We start from the raw sequence: 10,468 nt of genomic DNA on the forward strand, positions 1-10,468 counted from the left end.
CGGTCAGAGCCACTCAGTGATGATCGTGATGGTTAGGACGGTTTGGAAGCGAACTGCCAGTTCCTCGTAGCGGGTGGCGACGCCGCGGTGGCGTTTGAGTCGGTTGATGCCGTTCTCGACGGCGTGACGTAGCCGGTAGAGGCCCTTGTCGAAGGCGGGCGGGCGCCCGCCCTTGGAGCCTTTGGCTTTGCGGTGGGCGTCCTGGTCGGCCTTGCTGGGGATGCAGGCCCTGATCCCGCGTGAGCGCAGGTGACCGCGGTTGCCGCGGCTGGTGTAGGCCTTGTCGGCCAGGACCAGGTCGGGGCAGGTGCGGGGCCGGCCCACGCCGAGGCGGGTCACGCGGATGCGGCGTAGGACGGGGATGAACTGCGGGCTGTCACCACGGTGCCCGGCGGTCAGGATCAGGGAGAGGACCTTCTGCCCCTGCTCGCAAGCCAGATGAGTCTTGGTGGTCAGCCCGCCCCGGGAGCGGCCCAGGGCGTGATCGGCCGGCTCGTCGTGCACACCGCCGGGCGGTTCCTTCTGCAGGTGCCCGTCGGTGCGGGCGCCGGCGGCGTGCTGGTGGGCGCGGCTGGTCATCGAGTCCACGCTCACCGTCCAACCGATCCAGCCCTGCGCGTCGCCAGCCGCCTGCAACGCCGACAGGATCTTGTCCCAGGTCCCGTCCCGCTGCCACCGGCGGAACAGGCCGTAGACGGTGGGCCACGGCGCGTACTCAGCCGGGACATCCCGCCATGGGGCGCCGATGCGGATCCGCCACCGGATCCCATCAATGAGCTGTCGTTTCTCCCACTTCGGCGGACGACCCGTCCTCGGCGCGACAGGCAGCAGCGGAGCCAGAACAGCCCACTGCCCGTCGGTCAGGTCATGCCGCCTCGTCAGCCGACCTGGCGGCCTGCTCGATCTTCGCGCAGTAGGCTGCACGGGCTTCCTCGTCGATCTGGTTCTCGTGTTCGGCGCGCAACCCGGTCTGGCCGTCGAGGCCCTCGCGCAGGATATCGGCGTGCCCGGCATGCCGGATGGACTCGCCGAGGACATGGACCATGATGGCGAACAGGTTCGTGTCGGCATAAGGCTCCGGCCACCACGGCACGTGGCCGGGGGCGTCGAGGGGAAGCGCGTTGATCGTCGCGTCCGAGTGTTCCCACATGCGCCGGTAGAACGCGATGATCTGATCGCGGGTCTCGTCCTCGGTCGCCCACAGATCGCTGCCGTTGGAGTCCTGCCACCGGGGCAGCGGTTCCGGGGGAGGGCGGTCGAAGACCTCGCCGAAGTACCTGGCCTCGACGGTGGCCACGTGTTTGACCAGGCCGAGGAGGTTGGTCCCGGTCGCTGTCAAAGGTCGGCGGGCGTCGTATTCGGACAAGCTGTCGAGCTTCCAGAGCAGCGCCTTGCGGTCCCGCCGCAGTCTCCCGTGCAGGTTGGCCTTCGCGAAATCATCGATCATGCGGCATGAGCCTGCCATGGGCTACTCGTGGTCTCAAGATCCCGTACGTGGTCCGCAACGACCGGCAGAGCTGAGGCCTGGCCACGGCCACCGCCCTGACCTGCTCCAAGAAGCTCGCGAGACTTGCCACGTGAGACAATCTGTTACGAAACACGCCTTAGCCCGCAACTGTCGCGGTCAGCGGTGGTCGTTCTCCTTCAGCTCGATCACCCAGGCGCGCCGTTCGGCGATCTTGCCGTCGCGCATGACGAACACCTCGGCCATCGACATGCGCATCTCCTCGCCGGTGTCGCGGCGCACCGAGCCGACGAGCTCGGCCATGACCGTGTCGCCCTGCTCCACCATGCGTACGACCTCCAGGTCAGGCGGCGGCACGAACCCGGGCCCCTCGATGGCGGCGTCGTAGGCCTCCTTGCCCTTGAGGTGGAAGGCGCCGAACACCGTCCACTCGATGTCGTCGGTGAGGCAGGACAGGATCTGCCCGTGGTCGTTCCTGCGGAAGCCGTCCAGGTAGGTCTCGACGGTCTGCGTGTTGCGTGACATCCGGCGGTGTCCCCTCGTCCTCGGCGGGCCTGCCCGACGGCAGACCCGCCGAAGTTAACCCCGAGGTGCGACAGGCTCGGGCGGGACGCGCCGGCCGGGCGCGCATCTCAGGACGAGGTCTGCCGCGACCGGTGGTTGGCGTGCTTGCGGACCGCGAAGGCGTGCGCCTCGGCGAGCAGTTGCCGCACCGTGGCCAGGGTCGCCTCGCCGGGATTCACCACGCACACCCAGTGCTGCGGCGCGTAGACGGGATGTGGCAGCACGGTGTCCGTCACCGTGTGGTCGACGCCGCCGTCGGAGCCGTGCGGGAACAGCCCCGCGTACGCCGAGCGGGTCAGCCCGATGTTGAGCCGCCAGGTACCCGGTCTGCCCAGCGCGGAGGCGTCGTCGTAGTGGTCGCCCGTCACGATCGTCGCGAACGGCAGCTGTCGCTCGGCGGGCAGGTCCCGGCCGGGGTCGTAGATGTAGAAGGTGTCGCCGTTCGCCTCGAGGGTGTGCACCCCGCCGAAGGTGTCGCGGATGTGGCGTTTCATCTCCTCAACGTCCATGCCTCAATTTTTTCATTGAGATGCTTCTTGAGGCTTTACGCCAGTCATGGCGCGACCGGAGGCCGTGAACCCTCAAATCGGGCCGCAAGCGGACGGCGAACGGCGGGATGTCGGCGCGGATCCCGCTCCCGCTGCGGGGCCGCGCCGGGGAACCGGGCGGGGCTCCGCAGCGGGAGCGGGTGCGGTCGCGGGCGGAGCCGCCTGTGATCAGCCGGCGCCGTCCAGGACGGGGATCAGCTGCTCCTCCTCGTACGTCAGGTGGGCCTCCAGCTCGGTGGTGAGGCGCTCGACCTCCCGGCGTGCCTCGGCGGGGTCGGCGTCGGGGTCACCGACGACCTGCTGCAGGCGTGCGACGAGCGCCGCGATGCGTTGGTGCTCCTCGCGCAACCGTGCCAGGGCCGGGGCGAGGTCGGGGCGCTGCCCGTCCAGGCGGGCGAACATGCCGTCGTCCTCGTTGCGGTGATGGTGGTGCAGGCCGTGGCAGAAGGTCAGGCAGTTGACCCGCAGCTGCGCGCCCAGACCCGGGCCGCAGCGGGCGACCTCGTCGCGGATCAGCGCCAACTCGCGGCGGAACGCGTCGTGGACCAGCTTGAGCGCCGCTCCCCAGGATGCCGCTTCCGGCGGGCCGCCCGTCACCTGGTGCAACGCCACCACGGGGATCACGCGCGAGGTCTTCGCCTGGTATGCCGCCCACCCCGGATCGGCCTCCACGGCGCGGGCGAAGATCTCGTCGCGGTCGGCGCCGGTCAGCACCTCCGCGCGGGCCTGGTAGGTGAAGACCCCGTCCTCGACGGTGGCGTGCGGGTCGGCGACAAGGTTGTGGTACCAGTCCGGGTGCCTCGGACCGCCCCCGGCCGAGGCGATGACAAGGATGCGTTCCTCGCCGTCGGGCAGATAGCCGACCGGGGTGGTGTGCGGGGCGCCGGAGCGGGCCCCGATGGTGGTGAGCAGGATCAGGCGGGCCCCCTGGAAGGGGCCGCCGACCCGGCCGGAGTTGGCGCGGAACTCGTCGATGATCTGCTGGTTGAAGTCGTTGGGCAATGCTCTGCTCTCTGCTCGGGCAGGAGATGCGGCCACGGTGGATCGCCCGCCCGGCGACCGGTGGCGGCGAGGATGTGGGATACGCCGGCGTACGACCGGCGTGGACGGTGCAAAGGCGCGTGCGGCATACGCGGCGCGGTGGACGTGGCGTCGACACCGGCGGATGCGGGGCGTCGGCGGGCCGCGGGCCCGCCCCCGGCTCACCTGCCGGCCGGGTGCCCTGTCCGCTCGTGGCCCATGGCCGACCCGGCAGTCACGACTGCGACCCTAGTGCCGCTGCCGGCGGCCGGCAAGCGCCATCCGGTTCCGGGTACAGAGTGGGACGAGCCGGGTCAGGCGACCGAGGGTCACCGGCAGAGCTGCTGGACCACCGCCGCGCACGACCTGTTGGCGTACGCCGGTCAGGTCAGCGGGCGACCCGACGCCGCCAGGGTGGCCGCCAGCCTCGCCGGCGCGGTGCGGCCGGCGGCGCCGGAGCCGTTGCGGGGGCGTTCTCCCGCTCGCCCCGCCAGCGGCGGACCACCTCGTCGGCGTTGACGGGACGCACCGCGACCCGGGGGCCGGTGGGCGTACGCAGCCACGAGAGGATCTGGGCGTTGAGGTCGGCGACGAACGCGCGTACGGAGGCCTCGGTCGGCAGGTCCCGCACCTCGTCGGGTACCTGTTCGATGCGGCGGCGCAGTTGCAGGGGCGTCGGCAGCAGCAGATCGGTGGGGAGTTTCTCCCGTTCCAGGAAGCTCTTGATCCACCACGACTCGTCGTACGGCTGGCCGCGGCCGGGGATCGGCTTGCCCATGCCGGGCAGGTTGTCGAACTCGCCCTGCTCCTGCGCCGCGCGGATACGCGCCTCGACCGTCGCTTCCCAGCTGTCCACCCGCCGACACCTCCCCCGGCCCCACGGTAACGCGGCCACCGGGTCGTGGCCGACGGAAGAAGTCAGCGCCCCGACCGGGCCGGGCATTCCCGGGCGTGCCGGTGGCCGTCGCGGGGGAACGGCGGTCGGGCCGGCAGCACCTCCTGGAAGAGGTATCCGGCCTTCTCCGCGACGCGGCAGGACGCCGGGTTGTCGATCTGGTGCAGCAGGTCCAGCCGGCGCAGGCCGGCGAACCGGTCGAACGCCCACTCGGTGAGCGCCGTCAGGGCGTGCGGGGCGACGCCCCGGCCCCGGGCGGGCGCGGCCGTCCAGTAGCCGACCTCGGCGTCCCCGCCGCCCCGTGTGACGTTCTTGAGGACCACCTGCGCCACCAGGGTCTCGCCGGCGGGGTGCGGCTCGAGCACCGCGAAGCTGAAGCGGCGGCCGTCGGCCCAGTCCCGGCGTGCCGCGGCCAGGAACCGGCGGGCCTCGGTGACGGTGGTCACCGGCGCTCGGGTCCAGCGTCGCAGCACCGGGTCGCGGTACGCGGCGATCAGGGCGTCGGCGTCGTCGTCGCGCCAGGGTCGCAGCAGCAGTTCCGGCAGGGTCGCGGTGGCCGACGCGCGCAGCATCGGCCCAGTGTGCCCGTTGCGGCGCCGGCGGTGGGGGCGGGCGTTCGCGCGCCCGGGCGCGCGGATACGGGTTCTCGGCGCGGCGGCGCACGGCGTAGGGTCGGCGCGAGTCGGGCGGAACGGGGGGCGACATGGTCGGTACGGGTGCGCTGGTGGGTATCGCGCTGGTGGCGCTGGGGATGGTGCTGACCCCCGGTCCGAACATGGTCTACCTGGTGTCGCGGTCGGTGACCCAGGGTCGACGGGCGGGGTTGGTGTCGTTGCTCGGCGTCGCCGCCGGATTCGGCGTCTACCTGGCCGCCGCGGTTGCCGGCATCGCCACGGTGTTCGTGCTGGTGCCCGCCCTGTACACGGCCGTCAAGCTGGCCGGCGCGGCGTACCTGCTGTGGCTGGCCTGGCAGGCGCTGCGCCCGGGCGGGCAGTCGCCGTTCGCCCCGCAGCCGCTGCCGCCGGACGGGGCGCGGCGGCTGTTCACGATGGGCCTGGTCACCAACCTGCTGAACCCGAAGATCGCGATCCTCTACGTGTCGCTGCTGCCGCAGTTCATCGACCCGGCCCGCGGTCACGTGGCGGCGCAGAGCCTGCTGCTGGGGTCGACCCAGATAGTGGTGGCGCTGACGGTGAACGCGTTGATCGTGCTCAGCGCCGGCTCGCTCGCCGGGTTCTTCGCGCGCCGGCCGCTCTGGCTGCGGGTGCAGCGACTGGTGATGGGCACGGTGCTGGCGGGGCTGGCGGTGCGGATCGCCGCCGACCGCTCGCGCGCCGTCGTCGCCCTGCCCTGACCCCGGGCTCGCCGACGACGGCGCGGCGGACACCCGTGCGCCGGGACCGGCGGCGAGCGGCGTCGGGAGTCGCCGGCCGAGGGGTCAGCCGCCGGCGCGATCCGGGGCGCCACGGCGGCTGACGGCGTCGCTCTCCCGGAGCACGGCGGCGCCCCCGGCGGGCAGGTGCACCTGCGCGTCGACCGTCGCGCCGGTGAGCAGGTCGATCCCGGCGGCCGGGACCCGCTGCGGCCGGTCGGTGTGGTTGAGCAGGAACAGCCAGCTCGCCCCGGCGCCGCGACGACGGACCGCCTCCACCCCGGCCGGGGCGGCCGGGCAGACGGGTGACGCGCCGGCCGCCCGCGCCGCGTCCGACAGCAGCCGTCGGTAGGTGGCGTTGTCGGGCCGCGTGGACAGGTACCAGGCCGTGCCGGCGCCGAAGCGGTGGCGGGTCACCGCCGGCAGCCCGGCGAGCACGCCGTCGGCGTACGTGTCCATCGGCTGCGCGCCGGCGAGGCGTACCGTCTCGGCCCACAGGCGGCCGGTCCCGCCGCCCGACAGGGGCACCGTCTGGGCGTCGGCGAGCGGGTGGAACTCCTCGACCCGTACGCCCAGCACGTCGCGCAGCGCCCCGGGGTGCCCGCCGAGGCGCACGCGGGCGTGTTCGTCGGCGACCCCGCTGAGCCGCGTCACCAGCAGGTGGCCGCCGCCGCGCACGTACCCGCCCACCCAGTCGGCGGTGGCGCCGGAGGCCAGGTAGAGCGCCGGCAGCACCAGCAGCCGGTACGCGTCGAGCCGGTCGCCGGGCAGCACCACGTCGCAGCCGTAGCCGGCCCGCCACAGCGCCCGGTGCGCGGCGGCCACCTCGTCGCGGTGGTCGAGGTGCGGCGACGGCATCCCCGGGTGGCCCAGGGCCCAGCCGCTGGCGGCGTCCCAGGCGATCGCGACGTCGGCGTCGACGGTGCCGACCGCCGCCTCCGAGATCCGCTCCAGCGTCGCGCCGAGGTCGACGGCCTCCCGGAACACGCGGGTGTCCGGGCCGGCGTGGGGAACCAGGGCGGAGTGGAAGCGTTCCGCCCCGCCCGCCGGGGCCCGCCACTGGAAGAACATGACCCCCCGCGAGCCACGCGCGACGTGCGACAGGCTGTGCCGGGTCATCCGGCCGGGTTCCTTGGCGTGCATCCGCCCGCCGGTGTGGATCTGGTTCGGGGCGCTCTCCATCAGCAGCCACGGCGCCGACCGGTCGCCGCCGGCGCCGTGGCGGGCCCAGCCCCGGGCCAGGTCGGCGGCGAGGGCGCTCTGTTCCTCGGCGCCGCCGTCGACCGCGTCCGGGTAGTGGTCGATCGCCACGATGTCCACCTCGGCGGCCCAGCGGGCGTGGTCGACGGGGACCCAGTCGCCGAGGACGTAGTTGGTGGTGATCGGAATCGTCGGGTTGGCGGCGCGCAGCAGGTCGCGCTGCTCGGCGTACGCGGCGAGCAGGGTGTCGGACCAGAAGCGGCGGAAGTCCAGCAGGTGTCCCGGGTTGGCCAGGTACTGCGTGGCGCGTGGGGTGTCGACCTGCGCCCAGTCGGTGTAGTGCTGGCTCCAGAAGCTGGTGGCCCAGGCGGCGTTGAGGGCGTCGAGGTCGCCGTGCCGCTCGGCCAGCCAGCGCCGGAACGCCCGCGCGGTGTGGGCGCAGTGGCAGGTGGTGCCGTACTCGTTGTGCACGTGCCACAGCGCGAGGGCCGGGTGGTGGGCGTAGCGCTCGGCGAGGGCGGCGGCGATTGCCCGGGCGGCGGCCCGGTAGGCGGGCGCGGCGGCGCAGTAGGTGTCCCGGCTGCCGTGGTGCAGGCGTACGCCGTCGGCGGTCACCGGCAGCGCGTCGGGGTGCGCCAGCGAGAACCAGGGTGGGGGCGACGCCGTCGGGGTGGCGAGGGCGACGGAGATGCCGCCGTCGTGTAGCAGGTCCAGCACCTGGTCGAGCCAGTCGAAGGTGTGGCGCCCGGGCTCCGGTTCGAGCCGCGACCAGGCGAACACCCCGACGGTGACCAGGTTGACCCGGGCGCGGCGCATGAGGGCGACGTCCTCGCGCCAGACCTCGGCCGGCCACTGCTCGGGGTTGTAGTCGCCGCCGTAGCGCAGCCCACCGCCACCCCACATCGCCCCACCGCCAATTTGTTGGAGAAGCATCCAAAATATTGATCGAGTTTTCGCCTGTCAACGGCGATGCTCCACCGCCGCAGCGAAGGTCGTCGTTGACAGTTAGTTGGGAAGCCAAAGAAACTGGCGGTGCCGTCGGAACCAGCCTGGAGGAGACGCCGATGCCCTACCGACCGCCGTTGGTGCCGTACGAGACGTTCGTGGCCGATCCACCCGACCTGCCGGTGCGGGGACCCGGTGAGGACGGGGCCGCCGTCGTCGGCCGGGCCGAGGTCGTCGCGACCGACCCGCACGGGGTGACGTTCAAGGCCGCGCTCTCCGACGGCGCGAGCATGGCGCTGCGCGTCGACGCCGCCGGCGAGGGGGTCATCCGCGTACGCCTGGCTGACGACCCGCAGGCGCGCAGCCGCAGCGCCCGGGCGCTGCCGCTGGTGCACCCCGGCGCCCACCCCGCGACCGTCACCGTCGACGACGTCCACGTCCGCGTCGACGCCGGCGGCGTGGTCGCCGAGATCCGGCTCGACCCGTGGCACCTGCGTTTCCTCGGCCCGGACGGGCGGCTGCTGCTCGACCAGGACCGGGGCACCCGCGACATCAGCGGCCGGCGGCGCACCCTGCCGTTCGGCCGCTCCACCGTCGACGGCGCCCCCGTCGCCTGGCACGAGAGCTTCGTCGCCCCCGGCGACGAACGCTTCGTCGGCTTCGGCGAGAAGTTCACCCCGCTGGACAAGCGGGGGCAACGGGCGCTGATGTGGAACTTCGACGCCTTCGGCGGCGAGTCCGACCGCTCCCACAAGAACGTGCCGTTCTACCTGTCCGACCGGGGCTACGGGGTGCTGGTCGACAGCGGGCTGCCGGTGCAGTTCGACGTCTGCCAGTCCACCCACAGCAGCGTGCAGCTCCTGGTCCCCGACGACCTGCTCGACTACTACGTGCTGGCCGGCCCGACGCCGGCCGAGGTGCTGGACCGCTTCGACCGGCTCACCGGCCGGCCGTACCTGCCGCCGAAGTGGGCGTTCGGCGCCTGGGTCTCCTCCGGCTTCTTCCCCGACTCGCAGGAACGGGTGCTCGAACGGGCCCGCCTGCTGCGCGAGCGGGGCATCCCCTGCGACGTGCTGCATCTGGACTGCTACTGGCAGGTCGCCGGCCGCTGGTCGGACCTGCGGTGGGACGACGAGGCGTTCCCCGACCCGACGACGATGCTGCGTACCCTCGCGCGGCAGGGCTTCCGGGTCTGCCTGTGGATGAACCCGTACCTGATGACCGACAGCCCGCTCTACGCCGAGGCGGCCGAGGCCGGCTACTTCCTGCGCCACGCCGACGGCAGCCCGTACGTCGCCGACGTCTGGCACGGCAGCCACCCGGCCAGCGCCATCGTGGACTTCACCAATCCGGCCGCCGTCGAGTGGTTCGCCGGGCTGCTGCGGCCCCTGCTGGAGCAGGGGGTGGCGGTGTTCAAGACCGACTTCGCCGAGGGCGTGCCCGTCGACGCCGTCGCCCACAACGGCATGACCGGCGTCGAGCTGCACAACGTGTACGCGCTGCTGTTCAACGACGTGGTCGCCAGGGTGACCGAGGAGGTGACCGGGCACCGCACCGTGTGGGCCCGCTCGTCGTACCTGGGTGGGCAGCGGCACAGTGCCCAGTGGAGCGGCGACGTCAACGCCACCTGGCCGGGGCTGGCCAGCACGCTGCGCGGCGGGCTGTCGCACGGGCTGTCCGGCGTGCCGTTCTGGAGCCACGACACGGGCGGCTTCCACGGCACCCCGACGCCGCAGCTCTACGTGCGCTGGACCCAGTTCGGCGCGCTGTCGCCGCTGGTGCGCCTGCACGGCACCACCAGCCGGCTGCCGTGGGACTTCCCCGCCGAGGCCGAACGCGACGCGGTCGCCGCCCTGCGGCTGCGCTACCGGCTGATGCCGTACCTGTGGTCGGTGGCGGTGCGCGCGGCCGCCGACGGGGCGCCCATGATGCGCGCGCTGCTGGTGGACACCCCCGACGACCCGACGGCCTGGACCACCGACCTTCAGTACCGCCTCGGCACCGACCTGCTGGTCGCGCCCGTCACGGACCCGTCCGGGCGGCGCGACGTCTACCTGCCGGTGGGCGACGACTGGATCGACGCGGCCACCGGCGAACGGCACCCGGGCGGGCGGCACCTGCGGGTGGACGTGCCGGCGCACCGGCTGCCGCTCTACGTCCGCCACGGGGCGCTCGTACCGGTGGTCGCGGCGGGCGACACGGTGGGCGACGGGCCGTTCCGCGACGTCACGATCGTGAGCTGGGGCGCCGTCGACGCCCGCGCCGTGCTGCACGACGTCGACGGCGACACGGTCGTGACGGCCGTACGCGACGGCGACGCCCTGCGGGTGGACACCGACGGGCCGCTACGGGTGACGCGCGTCAGCGTGGCCGGTGCGGCCACCCCCGCCCGGCTGCTGCTCAACGGCGAGCCGGTGCCCCCGGCGCCCTTCGATGCCTGGTTGCCCGATCCGGCCTGA

General features: G+C 73.2%; 10 protein-coding genes. 2 read left to right on the forward strand and 8 right to left on the reverse strand.

What is annotated here, in order from left to right; all coding sequences use genetic code 11:
• Positions 1-3 precede the first annotated feature (3 nt).
• The 7 genes from AC5L34_RS19630 to AC5L34_RS19660 all read right to left on the reverse strand — a co-directional run bounded on the left by AC5L34_RS19630 (position 4) and on the right by AC5L34_RS19660 (position 5,064).
• Positions 4-882, reverse strand: a complete 879-nt coding sequence (locus AC5L34_RS19630) for an IS5 family transposase (RefSeq protein WP_494826399.1) — start codon at positions 880-882, stop codon at positions 4-6.
• Complete coding sequence (locus tag AC5L34_RS19635) at positions 866-1,447, reverse strand: DinB family protein (protein ID WP_494826312.1); 582 nt, start codon at positions 1,445-1,447, stop codon at positions 866-868. Before AC5L34_RS19635 ends, AC5L34_RS19630 begins: the two co-directional genes overlap by 17 nt.
• A gap of 177 nt (positions 1,448-1,624) precedes the next feature.
• Entirely contained in the window at positions 1,625-1,990 is a 366-nt protein-coding gene (locus AC5L34_RS19640; protein WP_441177706.1) for a nuclear transport factor 2 family protein, read from the reverse strand.
• A gap of 107 nt (positions 1,991-2,097) precedes the next feature.
• Entirely contained in the window at positions 2,098-2,538 is a 441-nt protein-coding gene (locus AC5L34_RS19645) for a DUF6194 family protein (protein ID WP_494826314.1), read from the reverse strand.
• 207 nt (positions 2,539-2,745) lie between these two features.
• Complete coding sequence (locus tag AC5L34_RS19650; protein ID WP_441177704.1) at positions 2,746-3,579, reverse strand: nitroreductase/quinone reductase family protein; 834 nt, start codon at positions 3,577-3,579, stop codon at positions 2,746-2,748.
• Positions 3,580-3,985: 406 nt separating this feature from the next.
• Complete coding sequence (locus AC5L34_RS19655) at positions 3,986-4,453, reverse strand: DnaJ family domain-containing protein (protein WP_441177702.1); 468 nt, start codon at positions 4,451-4,453, stop codon at positions 3,986-3,988.
• Between the two features lie 62 nt (positions 4,454-4,515).
• Positions 4,516-5,064 carry a GNAT family N-acetyltransferase gene (locus AC5L34_RS19660; protein WP_441177701.1) on the reverse strand — a complete coding sequence of 183 codons (549 nt, stop codon included), beginning with the start codon at positions 5,062-5,064 and terminating at the stop codon, positions 4,516-4,518.
• Positions 5,065-5,195: 131 nt separating this feature from the next.
• Here AC5L34_RS19660 and AC5L34_RS19665 point away from each other — a divergent pair, with 131 nt between their 5' ends.
• Positions 5,196-5,846, forward strand: a complete 651-nt coding sequence (locus AC5L34_RS19665) for a LysE family translocator (protein ID WP_441177700.1) — start codon at positions 5,196-5,198, stop codon at positions 5,844-5,846.
• Between the two features lie 84 nt (positions 5,847-5,930).
• Here the strand turns inward: AC5L34_RS19665 and AC5L34_RS19670 are convergent, their stop codons facing one another.
• A complete protein-coding gene (locus AC5L34_RS19670) occupies positions 5,931-7,967 on the reverse strand; it encodes a beta-galactosidase (protein ID WP_441177698.1) in 2,037 nt (678 codons plus the stop codon).
• Positions 7,968-8,128: 161 nt separating this feature from the next.
• On the opposite strand from AC5L34_RS19670, the gene AC5L34_RS19675 reads away from it, so the two are divergent.
• Positions 8,129-10,468 (forward strand): TIM-barrel domain-containing protein, encoded by a 2,340-nt coding sequence (locus tag AC5L34_RS19675; protein ID WP_441177697.1) that lies wholly within the window; start codon positions 8,129-8,131, stop codon positions 10,466-10,468.

It is taken from the genome of Micromonospora sp. ZG13 (assembly GCF_059359355.1).